This is a genomic window from Rathayibacter sp. PhB186 (genome assembly GCF_003751825.1).
In the GTDB taxonomy this organism is placed as follows: domain Bacteria; phylum Actinomycetota; class Actinomycetes; order Actinomycetales; family Microbacteriaceae; genus Rathayibacter; species Rathayibacter festucae.
On sequence record NZ_RJKO01000001.1, the window covers coordinates 374443 to 397720 of the forward strand.

Below are 23278 nucleotides of genomic sequence, written 5' to 3' on the forward strand. Positions count from 1 at the left end.
AGTGCTCGCCGTCCGAGGACGAGGGCACAGCGGAACGGGCCGCGGTGCCACCCCCACGATAGTGAGGCGCCCGTTCCCTGGCTACTTCGGAGTCGGACCCCTGGGTGGATTGACCTAGCCCGCCTGCAGCGCCGACGCGGCGGGTCCGCCCGCGCGGGCGCGGCCGTCGTTCCGGTCGAGCAGGATGTCGAGCACCGTCTCGTGCCGGGCGGCCCAGGAGTTCGCGTGGATCCAGCCGAGGCGCTCGTCCTCGGTGGCCGGGCCGTCGGCGAGCGCGTCGTCGACGACCGCGGCGAACTCCGCCATGGTCGGCACGATGCGGATCCGGTCGCTGATGCCGTGGATCGGCGGCAGATCGACGGAGATCACCGGGCAGCCGCTCGCCACGTACTCGTAGAGCTTGAGCGGGCTCATCGCCTCGGTCAGCGGGGTGCGGCGGTGCGCGAGGAGGCAGAGCTCGACGTTGCGCATCGTCGCCACCAGCTCGCGGCGGCCGACGGAGTGGTGCAGGTGCACGTTCGCGAACGGGGCGAGCGGGGCGAGGTAGCCGGGGTCGGGCTGCGGGCCCATCAGCACGATCTGCAGCTCGGGGTGCGCGGTGGCGACCGCGACGATCCCCTCGACGTCGAGCCGGTCGTCGAGCGTGCCGACGTGCAGGGCGCGCGGGCCGGGGATGCGGCTGAGCCACTCGGGGGCGTCGGGCACGGGGCCGGCCCACTCCTCCGGGCTGACGCCGTTGGGGACGACGGCGTGCGGGCCGGTCGGCGCGATGCGGTCGATGATCTCCTGCGAGACGGCGGTGACGGAGCGGCCGCTGGTCGCGACGCGGCGGTAGGCCTCCTGGAAGGCGGGCCAGTGGCCCTTCCAGCGGGTCGAGGTCGTCCAGTCGTCGCGGGCGAAGAACATCACGTGCTCGGCCCACTCGAACGGCGAGAAGCCGGCCACGACGGGACTGGTCGTGACGACGACGGGGCGCACGAGCTCCATCTCGTCGGCGAGCTTCGCGATCCCCTGGTCGTAGGCGCGGTACTCCTTCTCCAGGCCGGCGATGTCGGTCGGGTCGGAGCGGCGCAGGCGCAGCGGGGTGTGCAGGACGCGCTGCGGTGTCGACGGGAACTCGACCTCGCGGCCCAGGGCCCCGCGCACGAGCGTCGTCGGCAGGAAGCGGAAGGGGTTCGCCACGATCAGGCGCCCGACCTGCGGGCTCTCCATCAGCGAGTGCAGGATCCGGTCCGGCGGGCGCATCATCCCGCGGCGGGCCGCGTCCGTGTAGGTCTCGTAGGAGAAGGTGAAGACGACGTCGCGGACGACGCCGTCCGCGGTCGGCTCGGGCGCCGTCCGGTCGGGCGCCGTCCGGTCGGGAACGGTCTGGTCGGGCACGGTCTGGTCGGGCACGGCGCTCCTCACGCGAAGGTCCGGATGACGCGCGCGGGCACGCCGACGGCGACGGAGTAGTCCGGCACGTCCTCGCGGACGACGGCGTTCGCGCCGATCACCGCGCCGCGGCCGACCGTCACACCGGGCATGATGACGGCGTTCTCGCCGAGCCACGCTCCGCGGCCGATGCGGACCGGGGCGATCCGGTCGACGCCCTGGTCGCGGATGAAGCGCGTCGGGTCCTTGAAGCCGTGCGAGTGGTCCGAGATGTAGACGCCGCGGGCGATGCCGACGCCCTCCTCGATGACCACGCTCTGCACAGCGCTGATCGCGGTCATGTTCATCCGCACGCGGTCGCCGATGATCAGGGCGGGCGTGGGCGCGTCGTCGGTCGGGACCATCAGCATGCAGTTCGCGCTGATCAGCACGTTCTCGCCGATGGAGATCCGCTTGCCCTGCCCGGGTCCGATCCGGAAGGGCAGGCAGATGCGGGAACCCTTGCCGAAGCGGTGGAAACCGCCGGCGACCAGCTTGCTGAAGGCCAGATCGCGTGCTCGCTGCGCGAGGATCGCGAGATCCAGTCCGTTCAAGGCATCAACTCCAGGGGATAGCGGCGGGCCGGACGGCGGGGGTGGTCGTCCTGGGCCTGGGGGGGTGTGGTGATCGCGCCCGGGTGAGGCGCGCGGGTCTGACCCACGATAGCGAGCGCCTCCTGTGCGCCACGAGTCCGTGCGGATCGGACCCCGGGTGTTTACGACTCGGAAACACGCTGTGCTCTCCGTGGCGCGCGCGGTGCGTGCTCAGAACGGGGGTGCTCACCTGCACGGTGGCCGAGCATCCCGGCGCTCGGGAGGCTCCCGGCGCCGGGAGCGCCCCGGGGAGCGTAAAATCGCAGGGTCCGCGGAGGCGGCCGCCCGCTCCCGGGCCGGCGCGTCCTCCGGATCGTGCGGGACACCGCACCGACGGACCCGGCGACGCCGCTCGGTCCCCGCCCTCGCGCGACCCCGACCCGCCCGCACCACCAGAGAGGCTCGACCGTGGCCGAAGCCGACACCGCCAGCCGACTGTGGACCCTCCACCTCGCGCGAGCCGCCGTCGCGGCCGTCGCCGGTGTGGTGATCACCTTCTCGCCCGACCACGGCCCCGCCTTCGGCTTCGCCGTCTTCGCCGGCTTCGCGCTCCTCAGCGGCGCCGTCGCCCTCGTGATCGGCCTGCGCGCCCTCGCCGGTCGCGGCCGCACGCTCGCCCTCGCCTCCGCCGGGGTCACCCTCGCCGCCGGCGTGCTCGCGCTGGTCGCGCTGCCGGTCGCGGCCCTCCTGCCCTTCATCGCGCTGATCGCCGGCTGGGCGCTCGTCTCCGGCTCCCTCGAGTTCTCCAGCGGCCGCCGCGGCACCGGCCTCGCCGCCCGCGACGCGGTGATCGTCGGCCTCGGCACGGCCCTGCTCGGAGCGGTCTTCGCCCTCCTCCCGCCGCACCCCGTCGTCTCGGTCGGACTCCTCGGCGCGTACGCCGTGATGCTCGCCGTGTTCCTCGCGATCGCCGCGTTCTCGCTCAAGTGGGCCGCCGGCGCCGATGCCGCCGCACCCTCCACCCCCACCACCGGAGGAGACCGATGACCGCCCCCGACCCCGCCTCCTCCGAGCCGTCGCCCTCCGACGACGACTTCGCGCCGCGCACCTTCCGCCCCACCCGCAAGGACCGCCTGCGTCCGCTCGAGCTCGTCGGCCTCTCCGCCGTGATGGCGGCCTTCGTCGGCGTCGTCGTGCTGATGTCGACCCGCGAGTTCGTCGTCGCCCTGATCGGCTTCGGCGTCGCCTTCATCGTCGTCCTCGTCGCCATCGCGATGTTCTCGCTGACCTTCAAGCCCGACGAGGCCGAGATCGCCGACCTCGACGAGCAGGACGGTGCTCATTAGGTCGGTGCGACTGCGTCGCTCCTCCCCGCGGTCGGCTTCCTGAGGCGGCCTGGTCCCGCAGAGCGTGTCGCGTCCGCTGCGCGGAATCGCTTGGGCTGTGGTTCTGGGGTCGGTGCGACTGCGTCGCCCCTTCCCGCGGTCGGCCGACAGGCTGGTCGGGTTCTGCAGAGCGTCCTGCTTCCGCTGCGCGGAATCGCTTGGCACGCGATTCCGCGGTGCGCTCGCACCTGCGGTGGAGCACTGCGGACGCGTCCGCGCCCATGCTGGTCGAGTAGCCCCGCAGGGGCGTATCGAGACCCGCCCTCGCCGGCAGTGCGGTTGCATGCCTCGGTCGCGAGGGGGAGGCAGGTGCATTGCACCGCCCCCGCCTCATGCTGGTCGAGTAGCCCCGGAGGGGCGTATCGAGACCCGCCGTCGTCAGCGGCGCGGCAGCACGCTCGCCTCGTCACCAGGCCGGTCTACGAGGAGACCTCGTCGCGGGCGGTCTCGCCGAGTGCGTACGCCAGGCTGCGGGCGTAGATCTCCTCGAGGCGGGACGCGACGATGCGGTACTGGACCGAGCGGCCGCGGCGCTGCTCGCGCGGGAGGTTGCCGAGGACCACTCCGGCGTCCTCCAGCTCGATGAGGTGCCGGTAGAGGCTCGTCGTCGTGGCGCGGCCGGTCGGCAGCTCCGGGCCGATCGCCTCCACCAGCTCGCCGAAGAGCAGGCCCTGCTCGGGACGCGCCGCGCGGGAGAGCGACCGCAGGATCCCCCGGTTGATCTCGCTGCCGACCACCCGCACGGCCAGGTCGGCCTCCTCCGGGGTCGCTCGGCTCCTCGTGGACGACGCGGATGAAGGCATGACGCCCATCCTCCCGCACGGGGCCCTTTCGGGATTCCACAGGCGTGTATTGCCACACCGTCTGGGTACCGGATGATTCGCGCCAGCGGAATCATGATTCCACGGAACGGTTACCTTGGTCTCCGTCGGCACGCCTCTCGCGTGCCGGTACGCGACCGCATCCGGCGCTCGCGTGAGGCGCGAGCCTCGACGTACGCAGGGGAGAGAGCGGCATGGATCGACGACGACGGGCGGGGGAGCCCGCGAGACGCACGGTGGGCGCGCAGCGTGACCGGAACCGAGCGGTGGTGTCGCCGAGCGGCGCCCACCGCGGCCGGATGCGGGTGGGGCGCCGACTGGCCGCAGGCCTCCTGGCGGCGGGACTGGTCGGCGGGGCGGGCACGTCACTGGCGGTGACCTCGTCGTTCCTCGCGCCGCTCTCGGCATCGGCGGCCACGCACGGCGCGGGCTACGACCTGGGGAGCGGGTTCCTCGGCGCGTACCGTCACCCGGACGGCACGCTGGCCTACTGCCTGCAGATCAGGGCGTCGATCCCGTACAGCCCGACGGCCGGTCCGTCGCTGAACAGCGACTGGAACTCCCTGTCGCCAGATCAGCTCGCACGGCTGAGCTACGTCATGGACGTCCACGGGAACACGGAGGACGCGAACACCGCGGCCGCCGTCGCGCTGTACGTGTGGGACGTGGCGGACAACGCGGCGTACAACGGCAACGGCATGCCGGGCGACCTCTACTACAGCGCCCGCGCCGGCGGGAATCGCGATGCCGTGCTCGGGCTGCTGAGGCAGTACCGGGCGGAGGCCGCCGGCGTGACGGCGGTGCGGCCGGGACGGACGTCCGGCTCGGCGTCGCTGAGTCTCGACATGCAGTCGAGCGCGAGCACCGGCCGGGTCACGGCTCGGACCGATCCGCCCGGGCAGACGGGGACGGTGCATCTGACGAACGCGGTGTTCGACGACACCGGATCCGGGCAGTCGACGATGAAGGACGGGGAGTCGCGGACGTTCCGCGTCGTCCCGGCCGCCGGCCCCGCCTTCGCCGTCGAGGCGCGGTCCGACGAGATCCGGGTGCCGGGTGCCTCCGGCTACGTCGGGAACATCCTGACCTGGGCTCCCGGCGTGACCTCCGAGCAGTGGACGGCGTCGAAGGGGCAGAAGATCGACGGCTCGTTCACGATCGCCGCCGCCACGGCCGCCTCCGCGCCGATCCCGACCCTGTTCTCGCCGATCGGATCGACGCAGGTCTCGACGCGGCGCGTGGAGGCCGGGACGCAGGCGACCGACACCGTCACGGCAGGCGTCGCGCCCGGGTCGGGGGAGTGGCGCACCCTCGACGGCGCGCCCGTGCCGGTGGTCTACCGCGGCACGCTCCACGGTCCGTACGCCGAGCAGCCGGTGCAGTCCGACGCGGTGCCGCCGGGCGCGCCCGTCGCCGGAAGCGTCGAGCTGACCGCGACCGGCCCGGGAACCTACACGTCCCCGGGAGTGACGGTCCCCTCGGCCGGCTTCTACACCTGGGTCTGGCGCGTCGAGGAGGCGTCGCAGCCGGACCGCGTGAAGCCGTTCCTGCCCGACGGCTACGCCTGGTCGGACGGGTTCGGGCTCGTCGCGGAGACGCACCTCTCGCCGACCAGGGTCGCCGCCGAGACGCAGGTCGCGGACGAGGAGATCCCCGTCACCGCGACCTCCACGGACACCCTCACGGTGAAGGACACCGGAGCGTGGCTGAAGAAGGACGGGACGAGCGTCCCCGTCACTTTCACGGGAACCGCGTACTGGGTGCCCGGCACGGGAGAGGTCCCGGCGACGAGGCCGGAGAACGCGACGGTCCTGACGATCTCGAGCGTCGTCGCCACGGGGCCCGGGACGTACACCTCGGACGCCGCGACCGCGCCGGCGGACTCGGCCGGCCACATCGTCTGGGTCTGGTCCGCCTCCGAGACGCTCTTCAGCACGGGCTGGGCGGACGGGTGGAACACGAAGGGCGAGGTCGTGCGCGTGACGACCCCGCAGGTCCGCACGAAGGCGACGCCCTCCGTGGCGCTGTCGGACACCGCGAAGGACGAGGCGGTCGTCGACGGCGAGGTGCCGGAGGGCGCCGTGATCACCTTCGAGGCGTACCGGCAGACCGGCGACCGGGCCTCTTGCACCGTCGAGTCCCGGGTCTACGACGGCTCGACGTCGCCCGTCGCGGTCGCCGCGGGGCGGAACGAGAAGAGGTCGTACTGGTCGAGTGAGGTCCGCTTCACGGAGCCCGGCGTCCATCACTGGGTGGAGACGCTGCGGACGAAGGACGGCCGGGTCCTGCACCGCGGTGAGTGCGGAGTGCCGGGGGAGACCACGAAGGTGACCGTGCCCGATGTGACGTCGAAGGCGCAGGCCGACAGCGCGGTGCACGACGGTGCGACCGACGACGCGATCGTCACCGGGGAGACGCCGAAGGGCGCCTACCTGGTGTGGAAGGCCTACCGGGCGGCGGCCGGCACGAGGTCCGCCGCTGACAGCGTGCCGCCGGTCTGCGACGCGTCCACGCTGGTGGCGGACACGACCGGCACCCCGGTCGTCGTCGAGAAGGCGGGCACCTACACCTCGCCCCCGGTCGTCTTCACCACCGCGGGCGCCGTGCACTGGGTGGAGGAGCTGCACTCCTACGACGGGAGGATCCTCGCCCAGGGTGCGTGCGGAGCGCCCGGCGAGACGACCACGGTGCACACCCCCGACGTCCACACCCGGGCCACCCCGGCAGTGCAGGTGGGCGATCCGGTGCGGGACGAGGCCGTCGTGAACGGCTGGGTCCCGGCCGACGCGGTGATCACGTTCGAGGCGTTCAGGAGGAGCGGCGACCAGGACACGTGCACGCCGGCGAACCGCGTCTTCGACGGATCGGGCAGCCCCGTCGCCACGACCCCCGGTCTGAACGAGAACGTCTCCTACTGGTCCGGTGAGACCCGGTTCACCGAGCCCGGCGACTACTACTGGGTCGAGACGCTCGCCACGGCGGACGGGACGGTCGTCCATCGCGGGGAGTGCGGCGCACCGGGCGAGACGACCGTCGTCTCGCCGACGCCGGTCGTCCCGAAGGTGAGCACGACCCTGGCCGACTCCGGAGCCGATCCCGGCCCGTGGTTCGCCGGCGGCCTGACCGCCCTCGTCCTCGGTCTCGCCGCCGCCCTGCTCGTCCGCCGACGCCGCCCCTCACCCGACGAGTAGCCCCGTGTGCCCGTCGAGCGGCGAAGCCGCTTCGCGTCGCGCGCCATGCCGGTCGAGTAGCCCCGCAGGCCCCTTCATGCTGGTCGAGTAGCCCCGCAGGGGCGTATCGAGACCCACCGTCCTCAGCACGACCGGTCTGCAGACTCCTGGCCCACGCCGCGGCGTCGGTGGTCCGGGTTAGCGTGCGGGGGTGGCGGAGGCGATCGGGCGGTGGTGGGAGCGGCGGCGGTTCTCGCGAGGGGTCGACGTCCCGTACCCGGTGGGGACCTACCGGGAGGCATGGGCGTCGTTCCCGGTGCTCGTGCTCCAGTACCGGCCCGAGTACAACGGGGGGATCGTCCTCAGCCAGATCCCGCCGGCGGCCGACGTCTATCTGTGCTGGCTGTGCGACGCGGGACACGTGTTCGTCGCGACTCCCGAGGAGCAGCGGCACCGTCCGGGCCGGGAGCGGCGGCGCTCGTCCTGGTGTCCCGACTGCGCGGCGCTCGCGAAGCCCCGGACGCCGCGGCCCGCGGTGGAGCCGGTGATCGAGCGCCCGTCGGCCCCGGTCCCCGAGTCCGCTGCTGCTCGGTCACCCCGTCCCGCCCGCACTCCGACGAGGTCGCGCCCGCCGCGGATCTGCTCGAAGACCCCGCAGCTCCCACCGGGAGAGCCCTTCGTCAGCGCCTGCGCGCCTCCGCCCGCGTCAGCGGTCGAGGCGCGGCTCCGCGCGCTGCTCGCCGAGCGGCTCGAGTTCGAGCCGGGTTTCACGGCGGTGCGGCTGAGCCGGCCGTTCTTCGAGCACCTGGAGGCGTGGCCGGACATCGTGCTGAGCGAGCTGCGGGTGGCGATCGAGTACGACTCCACGGGGCGGCACGGGCTCGAGCACGTGGGGCATCGCGAGGAGGCGGACCGACGGAAGGACCGCGCGCTGCGGGCCGTCGGCTGGGAGGTGGTGCGGGTGCGGACCGGGCGCCTGCCTCCGCTCGGGCCGCACGACGTCCTCGCGTCGGGCGTCTCGGCGAGGCTCGTGGACCGGCTGCTCGACGAGCTGCGCGAGATCCGCGGGTCGTTGCTCGTCGACGCCTGGACGCGCTGACCGGGCGCCTGGACGCGCTGACCGGTCGAAGGGGCGTGCCGGCCGACCGCGCGACCCCGCGGCGTCTCAGGTCCGCAGCGCGAGCGCCTCGCTGCACCAGCGTCGGTACAGGGCCCACGGGTCGGGCTCGCCCGCCCGCACCGTCTCGACGTGCCGGTCGAGCGCGGCGCTGCGGGTGAACCACTCCGTCCGCTCCAGCCGCTCGACGGCGAACTGCGCGTGGCGGTGCTGCTCCAGCGTCCGCCCGCCGCGCTCGAAGGCGAGCAGCTCCTCGTGCCGAAGCCGGTGCAGGCGCTGCCGGGGGTTCCCGCTGGTGCCGATCTTGATCCGCCCGGCGAAGCGGATGTAGTAGACGACCTCGACCCGCGGTGGCGGCAGCTCGCCGTCGGGCGCGTCGCCGAGCCGCCACTCGCAGGCCGCGCAGAGCCAGCCCGACGCGTGCCGGACGCCCAGCCGCGAGCCGCAGACGAGGCACGGCGAGGGGAGGACGTCGACGACGCCGTCCTCGCGCGCCACCCAGTCGTGCGCCAGCCCGAGGTGCGCGCTGCAGAGCGCCACCGGCGCGCCCGACTCGGCGGCCGTGCGGCAGCCGTCGAGGGCGCAGTCCGGGGGGACCGCATCGGGGGACATGCTCCGACCCTAGGCACGACCCCCGACATCCGCGCCGGAGCCCGTTGCCGTCGAGCTCGCTCGCGGTCGGGCTCGGTCGCGTCTCAGCTCAGGCGGTCGACCAGCTCGGAGGCCAGCCCGGTGTAGCCGGCGGGCGTCAGCGCGAGCAGACGGACCTTCGCGGCAGCGCCGATGTCGAGGCCGTCGACGAAGACCGCGAGGTCCTCGGCGCCGAGGCGCTTGCCGCGGGTGAGGTCCTTGAGCATCGCGTACGGGTCCGTGATCGAGGAGCGTCCCGCGACGACTTCGGCGCGGATGACGGTCTGGATCGCCTCCGCGAGCACCTCCCAGTTGGTGTCGAGGTCGGCGGCGAGGGCGCGCGGGTCGAGGTCGATCTCGAGCAGCCCGCGGGCGATGTTGTCGAGCGCGAGCAGCGAGTGGCCGAACGCGACGCCGATGTTGCGCTGGGTCGTCGAGTCGGTGAGGTCGCGCTGCAGCCGCGAGGTGACCAGGGTCTGCGCGAGCGAGTCGAGCAGCGCGCTGGAGAGCTCGAGGTTCGCCTCGGCGTTCTCGAACCGGATCGGGTTGATCTTGTGCGGCATCGTCGACGAGCCGGTCGCGCCGGCCTGCGGGATCTGCCGGAAGTAGCCGAGCGAGATGTAGGTCCAGACGTCGGTGCAGATGTTGTGCAGGATCCGGTTCGCGTGCGCGGCCTTGCCGTAGAGCTCGGCCTGCCAGTCGTGCGACTCGATCTGGGTGGTCAGCGGATTGAAGACGAGGCCGAGGGAGCCGACGAACTCCGCCGCGAGGGCCGCCCAGTCGGTGTCCGGATCCGCGGCGAGGTGCGCCGCGAAGGTGCCGGTCGCTCCGCTGAACTTGCCGAGGTACTCCGTGGCCTCGAGCTGCACGACGACCCGCTCGAGGCGGAACGCGTAGACGGCGAACTCCTTGCCCATCGTGGTCGGCGTGGCGGGCTGGCCGTGGGTGCGGCTGAGCATCGACTCGTCGCGGTAGCGGACGGCGAGCTCGCGCAGGGAGGCGACGACCGAGCGCAGCTTCGGCAGCCAGACGTCCTCGACCGCCCGGCGGACGACGAGCGCGTAGGAGAGGTTGTTGATGTCCTCGCTGGTCGCGGCGAAGTGGGTGAGCTCGGCGATGCGGTCCAGGCCCAGCTCGGCGAGCCACTGGCGCACGAGGTACTCGACGGCCTTCACGTCGTGGCGGGTGACGGCCTCGAGCTCGGCCAGGCGGTCGATCTCGGGCTGGCCGAAGTCGCGGGCGCGGCGGCGGAGCTCCTCGGCGGCGGCGGCCTCGACCGGTTCGGAGCCGAAGAGGCGGCGGTCGGTGAGGGCGAGCAGCCACTCCACCTCCACGTGCACGCGGGCGCGATTCAGCCCGGCCTCCGACAGGTGCTCGCCGAGGGCGGAGACGGCGGCGCTGTAGCGGCCGTCGAGCGGGCTGAGCGGCTGGGGAGGGAGCGAGGTCATGCGGTGGTGCCTTCCGGTTCTCGGGGGTCCCGCGTGCTCTGGAGGCTCGATCGCGGGTCGGTGCGGACCGTGCGGTTGCCGCGCAGTCCCGGTTCGATCTGGGCGAAGAGCGCCCGGCACGCGCGCTCGATCAGCGCGAGCACCGAGTCGAACGCCGCCGCATCGGAATAGTAGGGGTCGGGGACGTCGCCCTGCGCCGAGAGGCCCGGCTCGAAGGCGAGCAGGCGCCGGATCTTCTGCCGGTCGACGTCGGTGCGCGCCCAGGAGCGCAGTGCCCGCTCATGGCCGTGATCGAGGGCGACGACGAGGTCGAACTCCTCGAAGAGCGCGGGGTCGAAGAGCCGCGCGCGGTGCGGGGCGCCGTCGAGCCCGCGGCGATCGAGCGCCTCGAGGGCACGGTGGTCGGCGTGCTCGCCGAGGTGCCACTCGCCGGTGCCGGCGGAGGTGATCGTGATGACCGAGCCGAGCCCTGCCTGCTCGGCGAGGGAGCGCAGCACCACCTCCGCCATCGGCGACCGGCAGATGTTGCCGGTGCAGACGAAGCACACGGCGAACGCCGACGGCGCGGAAGAGGGGGTCACCCGCCCATCATGGCGCACCGGCGGTCCTCCACAGCGGGCGGATTCTCAACCTCTCCACCGTTCCGGGGAGCGCCCGCCCGCGGCCGACCGCGGTGCCCGAGGCTGGCCGCGGGCATCGAGAGAAGGGAGGTGGCGGATGGGCGTCGAGGCGGCTGCAGGGGCAGCGACGGGTGCGGCGGCGCCGTGGCCGAGCGCGGCGGTGGCGGCGCTCGCCGAGCGGATCGGGGTGCTCCGCGGGGAGGCGGGCGGACTCCTGCCCGACGCCGACTGGGAGGGGGCGGCGGCGCGGGAGTACGCCGAGCGGACGGCCGAGCTGCTGGCCGGGCTCGCGACGGCGGAGGCGGCGGCCCACGGGCTGGCCGTGGGGGCGGGCGGATGAGGGCGCCGTCCCCGGTGCGGGTGGAGACGGCCGAGCTCGACGAGCGCCGGCGGACGCTCGAGGGGCTCGCGGCGGGGCTGGCCGAGTGCGCGGTGCTCGGCGACGGGCTCGTCCCCGCGGTGATGCTCGCGGCGCCGGCCCGGGCGGGTGAGCCGGCGGCGCTCGGCGATCGGCTCCGCCTGCTCGAGGCCGACGCGGTGGCGCTCAGGGAGGCGCTCGCCGCGGCGGCGGCGGAGTACGAGCGGGCGGAGGAGGACGCGGTGCCGGGGATGCCGGGGATCCTCGGGCCTCAGACCGCCGTCGCGCTCTTCGAGCGACGTGCGGGCGAGTCCCTCGCGCGGCGGCTTCCCGGCGCCGTCGAGGACGCCGCGGTGCTGGTCCGGGCGGTGGCCGACGCGGCGTTCGGGTCGGTCTCGGCGGCGGCGCGAGCCCTCGCGGGGGACGAGGGTGCCGAGGCCGACCTGAAGGAGGAGGGGGAGGACCTCGTCCGGGCGCTGCTGGGCGACCCGCTCCTGATCGAGGGCCTGCGCGGGGTGATCTCCTCGATCGGCCTCGGCACCGAGATCGGGGTGCTGCTGCTCCCGCCGCCGCTGGCCGACGCGGTGGGGCGACCGACGTCCGAGCAGGTGATCGGGAACGGGGTGCAGTCGGCGGCGGGGGCGCTCGTCATTCTGGGGACGGTGTTCGGCGTGCTGCCGGCGCCGGGTGAGCGGGAGCCGCGGGTGGAGCGGGTGCCGCCGCCGGTGGACCCGCTCGCCGCGCCGGCGGGCTGGGGGGAGCTCGCGGCGCGGATCCCGCCGAGCGATCCCGACGGTCCGCAGGTGGTGATCGAGCGCTACGGCGGGGAGTGGCTCGTCACGCTCTCCGGCACCACCGACTGGAGCGCCGACCCGGAGCAGGCCTTCGGGGCTCCGTCGAACCTGCAGGCGATGGCGGGCGGGCGCGCCGCCTCCGTCGAGGGAGCGCTCGCGGCGATGGCGGCGGCCGGGATCCCCGCCGGGGCTCCCGTCACGATCGCCGCGCACTCGCAGGGCGGGCTGGTCGCCCTCCGGGTGGCGCAGTCGGGGCGCTACGACGTGCACGACGTCGTCACCTTCGGCAGTCCGGTGCGCGGGCTGGACCTGCCGGAGGGGACGCGCTCGCTCTCGATCGAGCACTCCGACGACCTGGTGCCGGCGCTCAGCGGCTTCAGCCGGACGGCGGCGGAGGAGCCGGGGGTCGTGCTGGTCGAGCGCGACTCCCCGGCGGGGATCGTGCGGGACACCCCGGTGCCCGCGCACGCCCTCGACGCCTACGTCGCGACCGGGCGCGCCCTCGATGCGGCGGCCGACCCCCGGCTCGCGGCGACAGGGGCCGCGCTGTTCCCGCTCTGGCGGGGAGCGCCGGACTCGCGCGTCGCCGCCCGGCTGACGACCGTGCCGGTCAGTCCCGGCGGCGGTCGCGAGCGAAGGGGCGAAGGAGCAGCCCGATGAACCAGTTGACGATCGCGAGCACCAGGGCGCCGAGGACGCCCCACCAGAAGCCGTCCACGACCAGGCCGAAGCCGAAGAGGCCGCTGATCCAGGCCGTCAGCAGCAGGAGCAGGCCGTTCACCAGGAAGGAGACGAGACCGAGCGTCAGCACGTACAGCGGGAAGGCCACGACGCGGACCACCCCGCCGACCACGGAGTTGACGACGCCGAAGATCACTGCGACGAGGAGGTACGTGAGCACCGCGGCGGTCGGCCCCTGCTCGTACGGATCGACGCGGACGCCCGCGACGACGAGCGTGGTCAGCCAGAGGGCGACGGCGTTGGTGGCGAGGCCGAGGAGGAGTCTGCGCATGCCTCCACTCTGGCGCAGCCCGCCTCCACCCGGGCGCACCGGCGGCGGGGAAGGGTGCCTCGCGCGGCTCGCCCGGCCGCCGCCCGAATAGCATGGTCCGGGTGACCGACCAGCAGGAGCCACCCGTCCGCCTCCGCCCCGAGATCCTCGCTCTGCCGGCCTACCGCCAGGGCCGCGCCGCCTCCGCGGACGCGTTCAAGCTCTCCTCCAACGAGAACCCGTTCGATCCGCTGCCCTCGGTGCTCGAGCGGGTGCAGGCGATCACCGACTTCAACCGCTACCCGGACGCCGCGGCCACGGCGCTCCGGACGGCGCTCGCCGAGAGCTACGGCGTCGGGATCGACGAGGTGATCGTCGGAGCGGGCTCCGTCGCCGTCATCGCCCAGCTGATCACCGCCGCCGCAGGGCCGGGCGACGAGGTCGTGCACGCCTGGCGCTCCTTCGAGGCCTACCCCTCCCTCATCACCACCGCCGGCGCCACCGGCGTGCGCATCCCCCTGCGCGCCGACGACACGCACGACCTCGACGCGATGGCGCAGGCGATCACCGAGCGCACCCGTCTGGTGATCGTCTGCAGCCCCAACAACCCCACCGGGACCGTCGCCACCGCGGACGACGTGGCGGCCTTCCTCGAGCAGGTGCCGGCCGACGTCCTCGTCCTGCTCGACGAGGCCTACGCCGAGTTCGTCGGCGACGAGCGCGCGGTGGACGGCGCGACCCTCCTCGGCCGCCACCCCAACCTCGTCGTCGCCCGCACCTTCTCCAAGGCCTACGGACTGGCGGGGCTGCGCGTCGGCTACGCGATCGGGCACCCGCGGATCCTCGACGCCGCCCGCTCGACCGCCATCCCCCTCTCGGTCACCCGCTTCGCGGAGACCGCGGCGGTCGCCTCGCTCGAGCACCGCGAGGAGCTGCTCGAGCGCGTCGGCCGCATCGCCCAGCTCCGCGACCACCTCTGGCAGGCGCTGCTCGACCAGGGCTGGACCATCCCGAAGTCCGAGGCGAACTTCCTCTGGTTCGACACCCGCGAGCAGACGGAGGCGGCCGCGGCGGTCTTCGAGCGGGCCGGCGTGGTCGTCCGCGCCTTCCCGCCCGAGGGCATCCGGGTGTCCGTCGGCGAGGCGAGTTCTGTCGACAAGCTCCTCACGGCAGCGGCGGAGATTGTCGGGACCCTCCCGAAGGGGCATCCCGCGAGGCGGATAGGTTAGTCGGGTGGCAGCCACCAGCGAGACGCCGACGGTCCAGTTCCTCACCGCGGACGGCCGGTTCGCACCGACCCCCGCGGCCGAGCAGTACGCCCCCCTCCTCGACGGGATCGACGAGGCGCAGCACCGCTCCTTCTACCGCGAGATGGCGGTCGTCCGCCGGTTCGACATCGAGGCGGCGAACCTGCAGCGTCAGGGTCAGCTCGGTCTCTGGGTGCCCAGCCACGGGCAGGAGGCGGCGCAGGTCGGCTCCGCGTTCGCGCTGCGCCCGCAGGACCACGTCTTCCCCTCCTACCGCGAGCACGTCGTCGCCAAGGTCCGCGGCGTCGACCTGCTCCGCGTCCTCGCGCTGCTGCGCGGCGTGACGCACGGCGGCTGGGACCCGGCCGACCCCGCGCACGGCAACTTCCACCTCTACACGCTGGTCCTCGGCTCGCAGGCCCTGCACGCGACCGGCTACGCGATGGGCCTCACCTTCGACGGCGCCACCGGAACGGGCGACCCCGAGAAGGACGCGGCGGTCATCGTCTACTTCGGCGACGGCGCCTCCAGCCAGGGCGACGTCAGCGAGGCCATGGTCTTCGCCGCGAGCTACCAGACGCCCGAGGTGTTCTTCCTGCAGAACAACCACTACGCGATCTCGGTCCCCGTCGCCACGCAGTCGCGCAGCCCGCTGTACCTCCGCTCCTCCGGCTTCGGCATCCCGGGCGTGCAGATCGACGGCAACGACGTGCTCGCCAGCTACGCCGTCACCGCGAAGCACCTCGCCGACGCCCGCTCCGGCGGCGGCCCCCAGTTCATCGAGGCGCTCACCTACCGCATCGGCGCGCACACCTCGAGCGACGACCCCACGAAGTACCGGACCGACGACGAGCTCGCCTCGTGGGTCGCGAAGGACCCGATCACCCGCTTCGCCGCGTACCTGCGCGGTCTCGGCGCCCCGCAGTCGTTCTTCGACGAGGTGGACGAGGAGGCGAAGGACTTCGCCGCCGACATCCGGCAGCGCCTGCTCGCGCTCGAGGCGCCGCCCGTCGACGTGATGTTCGACCACGTGTACTCGGAGCCGCACCAGCAGGTGGCGGAGCAGAAGGCGTGGCTCCAGGGCTACGAGGACGCGCTGGGAGGCGACCCGCGATGACGATCGACACGAGCACCACCGTCCAGCCGCCGCTGAGCGACACGCAGCTGGAGTCCATGTCGATGGCGAAGGCGCTGAACGCCGGGCTCCGCCGCGCCATGACCGAGAACGACCGCGTCCTGCTGATGGGCGAGGACATCGGCCCGCTCGGCGGCGTCTTCCGCATCACCGAGGGCCTGCACGCCGAGTTCGGGCCGCAGCGCGTGCTCGACACCCCGCTCGCCGAGTCCGGCATCGTCGGCACCGCGATCGGCCTCGCGATGCGCGGCTTCCGCCCGGTCTGCGAGATCCAGTTCGACGGCTTCATCTACCCGGCCTTCGACCAGATCACCTCGCAGCTCGCGAAGATGACCAACCGGCACGAGGGCTCGCTCACGATGCCCGTCGTCATCCGCGTGCCCTACGGCGGGCACATCGGAGCGGTGGAGCACCACCAGGAGAGCAACGAGGCCTACTTCGCGCACACCGCGGGCCTCCGCGCGGTCAGCCCGTCGACCCCGAACGACGCCTACTGGATGATCCAGGAGGCCATCGCCTCGGACGACCCGGTGATGTTCTTCGAGCCCAAGAGCCGCTACTGGCCCAAGGGCGACGTCGACCTCCGCGCGTCCGCCGCCCCGCTGCACGCGACCCGCGTCGTGCGCCAGGGCGACGAGGTCACGGTCGTGGGCTGGGGGCCGATGGTCTCCGTGCTGCTCCAGGCCGCCGAGCTCGCCGGCGAGGAGGGGACCAGCGTCGAGGTCGTCGACCTGCGCTCGCTCTCGCCGATCGACTGGGAGCCGCTGCTCGCCTCGGTCCGCAAGACCGGCCGGCTCGTGGTCGCCCAGGAGGCGTCCGCGAACGTGAGCCTCGGCTCCGAGATCGCCGCGACCGTCACCGAGAAGGCGTTCTACTCGCTCGAGGCGCCGGTGCTCCGCGTCGCGGGCTTCGACACGCCCTTCCCGCCCGCCAAGGTCGAGAAGCTCTTCCTCCCCGACGTCGACCGCGTGCTCGAGGCCGTCGACCGCTCGCTCGCGTACTGACGCACCGGCCGACGCCCCGGCGTCCCGACGCGCCCCCTTCCCTCATGCAGAACCGGCACAGCCAGGAGTCCCGACGATGACAGAGCACTTCCTCCTCCCCGACGTCGGCGAGGGCCTCACCGAGGCCGAGATCGTCTCCTGGCGGGTCAAGGTCGGCGACGAGGTGAGCGTCAACCAGGTCCTCGTCGAGATCGAGACCGCCAAGTCGCTCGTCGAGCTGCCCTCGCCGTTCAGCGGCACCGTCGTCGACGTGCTCGTCGACGAGGGCCAGACGGTCGACGTCGGCACGCCGATCATCACCGTGCAGGGCGCAGGCTCGGCCGGCTCCGAGATCCCGGCGATGCCCGCGCAGGCCGCGCCGCCCGCCGCCCCGCCCGCCCCCTCGACCACCGAGCCCGGCGAGGGCTCCGGCGCCGCGCTCGTCGGCTACGGCACCGCTGGCGGCCACGTCGCCACCCGCCGTCGCCGTCCGGCCGCGGGCGCCGCTCCGGAGAAGCCGGCCCGCCCGGCGTCGCCGCCGCGACCGACCTCGGTGCCCGCCTCGTCGGCGCTGCCCGTCATCGCGAAGCCGCCGATCCGCAAGCTCGCCAAGGACCTCGACGTCGACCTGCTCGAGGTGCAGGCCACCGGCCTCGCCGGCGAGGTCACCCGCGACGACGTCATCCGCCACGCCTCCCAGGCCAGCGTCTTCCGCAACATCCAGACCCCCGCCTGGGGCGACTCCCGCGAGGACCGCATCCCCGTCCGCGGCGTCCGCAAGGCCATCGCCTCGGCGATGTCGCGCAGCGCCTTCACCGCGCCGCACGTCAGCGTCTTCGTGGACGTCGACGCGACCCGCACGATGGAGTTCGTCAAGCGCCTGAAGAACTCGCCCGACTTCGCCGGCGTCAAGGTCTCGCCGCTGCTGATCATGGCCAAGGCCATCATCTGGGCGGTGCGTCGGAACCCGACGGTCAATTCCGCCTGGACCGACACGGACATCCTCGTCCGCCACTACGTCAACCTCGGCATCGCCGCGGCGACCCCGCGCGGCCTGCTCGTGCCCAACGTCAAGGACGCCCAGTCGATGAGCCTCCTCGAGCTCGCCCAGGCCCTCGAAAAGCTCACCCTCGACGCCCGCGACGGCAAGACCTCCGCCGCCGACATGCAGAACGGCACCATCACCATCACCAACATCGGCGTGTTCGGCATGGACACCGGCACCCCGATCCTCAACCCCGGCGAGGTCGCGATCATCGCCCTCGGCACCATCAAGCAGAAGCCCTGGGTCGTCGACGGCGAGGTCCGCCCCCGCTTCGTCACCACCGTCGGCGGCTCCTTCGACCACCGCGTCGTCGACGGCGACGTCGTCAGTCGGTTCGTCGCCGACGTCGCCAGCGTGCTGGAGGAGCCCGCGCTGCTGCTCGACTAGAGCGGATTCCTCCTTTGTCGTCATCCGCTCCGCGGTCGGCTCGGGTGGGTGGTCGCGTTCCGCAGAGCGTCCTGCGTACCGGTACGACGAATCGCTCGCACGCGATTCGCCGCGGTGCTGGTTCGAGCGGATTCCTCCTTCGTCGTCATCCGCTCCGCGGTCGGCTTGGGTGGGTGGTCGCGTTCCGCAGAGCGTCTCGCGGACCGGTACGACGAATCGCTGGCACGCGATTCGCCGGTGACCTCGGCCTTGCGCCGGGAGTGGCGGGGCTCGGACTTGTGGGCTCCGCTTCGCGGTCGCGGTTCTCGCGGAGCGGCCCACCCATGCTGGTCGAGTAGCCGCGGAGTGGCCCTTCCATACTGGTCGAGTAGCCGCGCAGCGGCCCTTCCATGCTGGTCGAGTAGCCGCGGAGCGGCGTATCGAGACCCGCGTGCTCCGTGCGGGCGGATCTCGATACGCGCCCTAGGGGCGCTACTCGATCAGCATGAAGGGCGTGCTCGTTCGGAGGGGGCTCCGCTTCGCGGTCGCGGGTCTTGCGGGGAGGACCGCCCCGCTGGTCTCGACCCACCGGAGCGGCTCCCCCTCATGCTGGTCGAGTAGCCGCGGAGCGGCGTATCGAGACCCACGCGATCTGCGCTGGCGGATACCGACCTGCGCCATCCGGGCGCTACTCGGTCAGCATCAGTGCGGGGGCGGGTCGAAGGAGTGCAGGGACAGGGCGGCGGACAGGAGGGTGCTGGCGGCGGCGCCGCGGACGCTGGTGCCCTGGGAGTCGAGGGGCGGGCTGACGACGGCGGCACCGAGGCGGCCGGGGGCGGAGAGGACGATGGCGCCGGAGACGCTGGACTTGGCGGGGACGCCGACGGCGCGCATCCAGCGGCCGGAGCCGTCGTAGACGCCGCAGGTGGCCATCACGGAGACGACGTCGCGGGCGACGCGGGCGGGCACCACGCGCTCGCCGGACACGGGATTCACGCCGCCGAGGGCGAGGGTCGCGCCCATCACCGCGAGGGCCTCCGCGTCGACGAGCACGGCGCAGGCGCGGGCGTAGGCGGCGACCGCGTCGTCGGCGCCGAGCTGCAGCGTCCCCTCCGCGCGCATGAGGTGCGCGAGGGCGTGGTTGCGGTCGCCGAGCAGGTGCTCGTTCGAGGCGACGCTCTCGTCGACCTCCAGCGAGCGGCCGGCGAAGGCGGAGAGGCCGCGGAGGATGCGCTCGCCGCGGCCCTCTGCATCGCCGCCGTCGACGAGGGCGGCGGTCAGCAGGGCGCCCGCGTTGACCATCGGGTTCGGCGGGCGGCCGGTGCCGCTCTCGAGCTTGAGGGCGTCGAACGCCTCGCCGGTCGGCTCGATGCCGACGCGGTCGAGCGCGTCACCGTCGGTGTCGAGCAGCGCGAGTGCGAAGAGGAACGGCTTCACCGCCGACTGGATGCTGAACGCGACGTCCGCCTGCGCGCTCGAGCGCACGGTGCCGTCCGGCAGCGCCAGCGCGATCCCGCAGAGCGCCGGGTCGGCCGCGGCCAGCTCGGGGATGCTGTCGTCCACCTCACCGCCGTCCTCCTCGAGGACGCGCACCCGCAGCTCGTCGAGGTCGAAGTCCCGGGGAGAAGTCATCCCTCCACCCTGCCACTCCGCCTGCCACCCCGCCTGGCCCCTCCGCGAGATGCCACTTGTGCACGCGACACGCCGTGAGAAGCGTGCACAAGTGGCATCTCGCGGAGGGGGAGAGGAGGGGAGGGTCAGCAGAGGATGCGGCGGACGGCCTCGCGGACGACGGCGTCGTCGGCGGGCTCCTCGTCGAGGGCGCGGTGGATGGTCAGGCCCTCCATCAGGGCGTCGAGCATGCGGGCGGTCATCGGGTCGACGTGGCGCTCGAGGGCGGCGCGGGAGCGGGCCATCCAGGTGTGCGTGATGCTGCGGTACTCCGGGCGTCGGGCGGCGAGGGCGTAGAGCTCGTGGGTGATCACGAGTTCGCGGCGGCTGCCGAAGATGTCGTGCAGGACGACGTCGACGACGGCCTCGCGCGCCTCGTCGGGGGTGCGGGCGTCGGTCATCCGCCGCAGGGTCTGCTCGGCGACGGAGTCGGCGAAGCGGGTGAACGCCTCGTGCAGCAGGTCGTCCATCCCGGCGAAGTGGTAGCTCATCGAGCCCAGCGGCACGTCGGCGGCGGCGGCGACGCGGCGGTGCGAGGTGCCGGCGACCCCCTCCTCCGCGATCACGTCGAGGCAGGCGTCGATGATGCGGTCGCGCCGGTGCGGGTCGGTGCGGCGCGGTGCCCGCGGGGCGGGCTCGTTCTCAGCGGTCCCGGTCACTCGGTGACGCTCCGGATCACGCGCGCCGGAGTGCCGACGGCGACGACGCCGGCCGGGATGTCGCGGGTGACGACGGCGCCCGCTCCGATCACGCTGTCGTCGCCGATGCTCACGCCGGGGCAGACGATCACGCCGCCGCCGAGCCAGACGTTGTCGCCGATCGTGATCGGCCGCGCGGCCTCGAGCTTGTCGCGGCGCGGACCGGGCTCCACCGGGTGCGTCGGGGTGAGCAGCTGGACGTTCGGGCCGATCTGGCAGTCGGCGCCGATGGTGATCGCCGCGACGTCGAGCGCGGTGAGGTGGTAGTTGACGAAGGTGCGCGGGCCGATCGTGATGTTCTCGCCGTAGTCGACGAACAGCGGCGGCTTCACGAACGCGCCCTCGCCGAGGGAGCCGAGCAGCTCCTCGAGCAGCGGGCGGGCGGCCGCCTCGTCGGCGAGCGCGGCGCGGTGGTAGGCGTCGGCGAGTCGCGCGGCGCGCTGCGCGAGGCGCGTGCTCTCCGGGTCGTCGGCGATGTAGAGGTCGCCGGCGAGCATCCGCTCGCGGTTGCTGCGCTCGTCCCCGGCGAAGTGGTCGGCGGCGACATGCTCGGCGGCGACGTGGTCGGTGCTGTCCATGTGCACGATCGTACACACTGCGTGTACGGTCGTACGCATGTCCACCGCCCTCGCGCCGCCGTCCACCGAGTCGCGCCGCGCCCGCACCGCCGTCGCCGCGCTCTTCCTCACCAACGGCGCGCTCTTCGCCAACCTCGTCCCGCGCTTCCCCGAGATCAAGGCCGACCTGGCGCTCGACAACGCGGCCTACGGAGTCGCGATCGCCGCGTTCCCGGCCGGCGCGGTCGTCGCCGGGCTCGCCGCGGCCGTCGTGATCCGGCGGCTCGGCAGTGGCCGGGCCGCGGTGCTCGGCACGATCCTCACCGCGGTCGGGACGGTGCTGGCCGGCTTCTCGCCCTCGCTGCTGGTCTTCGCCGGTGCGCTCGCCTTCGCCGGCGCGACCGATGCGATCACCGACGTCGCGCAGAACAGCCACGGTCTGCGGGTCCAGCGCCGCTACGGGCGCTCGATCATCAACTCCTTCCACGCGATCTGGTCGATCGGCGCGGTCCTCGGCGGCTCGATGGCGGCCGGGGCGATCGCGCTCGGCCTGCCCCGCGCGGTGCACCTGAGCATCTCGGGGGTGCTCTTCGCGGCGGTCGCGCTGACCGCGCTGCGCTTCCTCCTGCGGGGCCGCGACGACGAGACGGCCGCCGAGCCGGGGGCCGCGCCGGTGGTGCGGGCTCGCGTCCGCCCGCGGGTGGTGCTGCTGCTCGCGGCCCTGGTCGCGGTGGCGATCGCGGGCACCCTCGTCGAGGACGCGGCGTCGACCTGGGCCGCCGTCTACCTGGGCGGCTCGCTCGGGGCGACCGCGGCGGTGGCGGCGTACGGCTTCGTCGCGCTGGTCGGCGCGCAGTTCGTCGGGCGGATCCTCGGCGACCGGCTGGTCGACCGCTTCGGCCAGCGCACCGTGCTCCGGGTCGGCGGGGCGATCGCGGCGCTCGGGATGGGGGCGGCGCTGGCGTTCCCGTCCGTTCCGGGCACGATCGCCGGATTCGCGGCCGCCGGCTTCGGGCTCGCGACGACGGTCCCCGCGGCGATGCACGAGGCCGACGAGATCCGGGGGCTGCGCGCGGGCACCGGAGTCACGATCGTCTCGTGGCTGATGCGGCTCGGCTTCCTGCTCTCGCCGCCGATCGTCGGGCTGGTCGCCGACGGCGCGGGGCTGCGGGTGGGGCTCCTGGTGGTGCCGATCGCGGGGGTCGTGGCGGTGCTGCTCGCCGGGGTCCTCGGTCGGATCCGCACGGCGGGGGCCGCGTCGTGACCGGGCTCGAGGCAGTGCCCGGCCCGGAGAGCACGACCGGCCTGGAGGCGGTGCTCTGGGACATGGACGGCACGATCGTCGACTCGGAGCCCGCGTGGGTGCGGGCGCAGGAGGTGCTCGCCGGGCGCTTCGGCCGCGAGTGGACGCGTGCCGATGCGCTCGCACTGATCGGCAGCACGACGGAGCAGACGGTGCGGGCGCTGCAGGCCGCCGGGGTCGAGCTGCCGGACGCCGAGGTGGAGGCGGCGCTCGAGCGCGACGTGCTCGCGGAGATGCACCGCGGGCTGGTGTGGCGGCCGGGGGCGCGCGAGCTGCTTCGCGATGTGCACCGGACGGGAGTGCGGCAGGCGATCGTGACCACGTCCTCGCGCGTGATGGCGCAGGTCGTCGTCGACGCGCTGGCGGCGGAGGTGCCGCTCGCCGCGCTCGTCACCGGCGACGACGTGTCGCGGGGCAAGCCGGATCCGGAGCCGTACCTGCTGGCGGCCGCGACGCTCGGCGTCGACATCGCGCACTGCGTCGCGATCGAGGACTCGCCGACCGGGCTCGCGGCGGCCGTGGCGTCCGGGGCGTGCGCGGTCGGGGTGCCGCACGATGCGGAGCTCGCGCCGGGCGCGGACCGCACGCTCTGGCCGACGCTCGCCGGGCGCAGTGTCGCGGACCTCGAGGCGCTGCTGGGCTGAGGGCGTCGGCGGTGGGGGATCTCGATACGCCCGCGGTGCGGGCTACTCGATCAGCATGGAACGGTCCGCGTCCGCGGGCTGCGCCATCAGTGGCGAACATGCTGGTCGAGTAGCCGCGGAGCGGCGTATCGAGACCCGCCGTGCTCAGCAGGCCGGGTCTGCAGGCCTCCGTGCTGACGTGGGTGGATCTCGATACGCCCGCTGCGCGGCTACTCGATCAGCATGGAGCGCCCGCGCCCGCGCGTGGCCCCCGCTCTCCGCGTCCGCGAATGCACGGCCGCGGAGAGCGCAGCTCGCCTTCCATGCTGGTCGAGTAGCGGGCTGCAGGCCCGCGTATCGAGACCCACCC

At 73.7% G+C, this 23278-nt stretch carries 22 protein-coding genes; 12 read left to right on the forward strand and 10 right to left on the reverse strand.

What is annotated here, in order from left to right; all coding sequences use genetic code 11:
- Window positions 1-114: 114 nt before the first annotated feature.
- Complete coding sequence (locus EDF45_RS01645) at window positions 115-1395, reverse strand: hypothetical protein (protein WP_123734728.1); 1281 nt, start codon at window positions 1393-1395, stop codon at window positions 115-117.
- An 8-nt stretch (window positions 1396-1403) separates the two neighbouring features.
- Window positions 1404-1967, reverse strand: coding sequence for a DapH/DapD/GlmU-related protein (locus tag EDF45_RS21890; RefSeq protein ID WP_123734729.1), 564 nt, complete (start codon window positions 1965-1967; stop codon window positions 1404-1406).
- Window positions 1968-2414: 447 nt separating this feature from the next.
- On the opposite strand from EDF45_RS21890, the gene EDF45_RS01655 reads away from it, so the two are divergent.
- Together EDF45_RS01655 and EDF45_RS01660 are read left to right on the forward strand one after the other, a co-directional pair.
- The gene (locus EDF45_RS01655; protein WP_132435084.1) at window positions 2415-2993 is read left to right on the forward strand and encodes a hypothetical protein; all 579 of its coding nucleotides are present in this window, start codon (window positions 2415-2417) and stop codon (window positions 2991-2993) included.
- Window positions 2990-3292, forward strand: coding sequence for a hypothetical protein (locus EDF45_RS01660; RefSeq protein ID WP_243581097.1), 303 nt, complete (start codon window positions 2990-2992; stop codon window positions 3290-3292). Before EDF45_RS01655 ends, EDF45_RS01660 begins: the two co-directional genes overlap by 4 nt.
- 458 nt (window positions 3293-3750) lie before the next feature.
- Here the strand turns inward: EDF45_RS01660 and EDF45_RS01665 are convergent, their stop codons facing one another.
- Window positions 3751-4134, reverse strand: a complete 384-nt coding sequence (locus EDF45_RS01665) for a hypothetical protein (protein WP_148060200.1) — start codon at window positions 4132-4134, stop codon at window positions 3751-3753.
- A gap of 284 nt (window positions 4135-4418) precedes the next feature.
- Here EDF45_RS01665 and EDF45_RS01670 point away from each other — a divergent pair, with 284 nt between their 5' ends.
- Together EDF45_RS01670 and EDF45_RS01675 are read left to right on the forward strand one after the other, a co-directional pair.
- Entirely contained in the window at window positions 4419-7343 is a 2925-nt protein-coding gene (locus EDF45_RS01670) for a hypothetical protein (RefSeq protein ID WP_123734732.1), read from the forward strand.
- Between the two features lie 190 nt (window positions 7344-7533).
- A complete protein-coding gene (locus EDF45_RS01675) occupies window positions 7534-8421 on the forward strand; it encodes a hypothetical protein (protein ID WP_260311731.1) in 888 nt (295 codons plus the stop codon).
- A gap of 66 nt (window positions 8422-8487) precedes the next feature.
- Here the strand turns inward: EDF45_RS01675 and EDF45_RS01680 are convergent, their stop codons facing one another.
- The 3 genes from EDF45_RS01680 to EDF45_RS01690 form a co-directional block, all read right to left on the reverse strand.
- Window positions 8488-9051, reverse strand: a complete 564-nt coding sequence (locus tag EDF45_RS01680) for a GIY-YIG nuclease family protein (protein WP_123734733.1) — start codon at window positions 9049-9051, stop codon at window positions 8488-8490.
- 83 nt (window positions 9052-9134) lie between these two features.
- Entirely contained in the window at window positions 9135-10517 is a 1383-nt protein-coding gene (gene purB / locus EDF45_RS01685; protein ID WP_123734734.1) for an adenylosuccinate lyase, read from the reverse strand.
- A complete protein-coding gene (locus EDF45_RS01690; protein WP_260311732.1) occupies window positions 10514-11098 on the reverse strand; it encodes a low molecular weight protein-tyrosine-phosphatase in 585 nt (194 codons plus the stop codon). The genes purB and EDF45_RS01690 overlap by 4 nt, the downstream gene beginning before the upstream one ends.
- 136 nt (window positions 11099-11234) lie before the next feature.
- Between EDF45_RS01690 and EDF45_RS01695 the strand changes: the two genes are divergently transcribed.
- A complete protein-coding gene (locus EDF45_RS01695) occupies window positions 11235-11477 on the forward strand; it encodes a hypothetical protein (RefSeq protein ID WP_123734735.1) in 243 nt (80 codons plus the stop codon).
- Window positions 11474-12949 carry a hypothetical protein gene (locus EDF45_RS01700; protein WP_148060201.1) on the forward strand — a complete coding sequence of 492 codons (1476 nt, stop codon included), beginning with the start codon at window positions 11474-11476 and terminating at the stop codon, window positions 12947-12949. Before EDF45_RS01695 ends, EDF45_RS01700 begins: the two co-directional genes overlap by 4 nt.
- Here EDF45_RS01700 and EDF45_RS01705 read toward each other — a convergent pair.
- A complete protein-coding gene (locus tag EDF45_RS01705; protein WP_123705656.1) occupies window positions 12900-13301 on the reverse strand; it encodes a phage holin family protein in 402 nt (133 codons plus the stop codon). The two genes, EDF45_RS01700 and EDF45_RS01705, sit on opposite strands and share 50 nt — an antisense overlap.
- A gap of 92 nt (window positions 13302-13393) precedes the next feature.
- Here EDF45_RS01705 and hisC point away from each other — a divergent pair, with 92 nt between their 5' ends.
- The 4 genes from hisC to EDF45_RS01725 all read left to right on the forward strand — a co-directional run bounded on the left by hisC (window position 13394) and on the right by EDF45_RS01725 (window position 18077).
- Window positions 13394-14509, forward strand: a complete 1116-nt coding sequence (gene hisC, locus EDF45_RS01710; RefSeq protein ID WP_123705655.1) for a histidinol-phosphate transaminase — start codon at window positions 13394-13396, stop codon at window positions 14507-14509.
- Window positions 14510-14513: 4 nt separating this feature from the next.
- The gene (locus EDF45_RS01715) at window positions 14514-15644 is read left to right on the forward strand and encodes a thiamine pyrophosphate-dependent dehydrogenase E1 component subunit alpha (protein WP_123734737.1); all 1131 of its coding nucleotides are present in this window, start codon (window positions 14514-14516) and stop codon (window positions 15642-15644) included.
- 56 nt (window positions 15645-15700) lie between these two features.
- On the forward strand, window positions 15701-16666 hold the full coding sequence (locus EDF45_RS01720) for an alpha-ketoacid dehydrogenase subunit beta (RefSeq protein ID WP_374204667.1): 966 nt from the start codon (window positions 15701-15703) through the stop codon (window positions 16664-16666).
- A gap of 76 nt (window positions 16667-16742) precedes the next feature.
- On the forward strand, window positions 16743-18077 hold the full coding sequence (locus EDF45_RS01725) for a dihydrolipoamide acetyltransferase family protein (protein WP_123734739.1): 1335 nt from the start codon (window positions 16743-16745) through the stop codon (window positions 18075-18077).
- A gap of 681 nt (window positions 18078-18758) precedes the next feature.
- On the opposite strand, the gene glsA is transcribed toward EDF45_RS01725, so the two are convergent.
- From glsA to EDF45_RS01745, 3 genes are all read right to left on the reverse strand, one after another.
- Window positions 18759-19688 (reverse strand): glutaminase A, encoded by a 930-nt coding sequence (glsA, locus tag EDF45_RS01735; RefSeq protein WP_123734741.1) that lies wholly within the window; start codon window positions 19686-19688, stop codon window positions 18759-18761.
- Between the two features lie 125 nt (window positions 19689-19813).
- A complete protein-coding gene (locus EDF45_RS01740) occupies window positions 19814-20386 on the reverse strand; it encodes a TetR/AcrR family transcriptional regulator (RefSeq protein WP_123734742.1) in 573 nt (190 codons plus the stop codon).
- Window positions 20383-21003 carry a sugar O-acetyltransferase gene (locus EDF45_RS01745; RefSeq protein ID WP_123734743.1) on the reverse strand — a complete coding sequence of 207 codons (621 nt, stop codon included), beginning with the start codon at window positions 21001-21003 and terminating at the stop codon, window positions 20383-20385. The genes EDF45_RS01740 and EDF45_RS01745 overlap by 4 nt, the downstream gene beginning before the upstream one ends.
- Before the next feature lie 37 nt (window positions 21004-21040).
- Between EDF45_RS01745 and EDF45_RS01750 the strand changes: the two genes are divergently transcribed.
- On the forward strand, window positions 21041-22246 hold the full coding sequence (locus EDF45_RS01750) for an MFS transporter (protein WP_123734744.1): 1206 nt from the start codon (window positions 21041-21043) through the stop codon (window positions 22244-22246).
- Window positions 22243-22929 carry an HAD family phosphatase gene (locus tag EDF45_RS01755; RefSeq protein ID WP_260311733.1) on the forward strand — a complete coding sequence of 229 codons (687 nt, stop codon included), beginning with the start codon at window positions 22243-22245 and terminating at the stop codon, window positions 22927-22929. The genes EDF45_RS01750 and EDF45_RS01755 overlap by 4 nt, the downstream gene beginning before the upstream one ends.
- The last annotated feature ends 349 nt before the right edge of the window (window positions 22930-23278 follow it).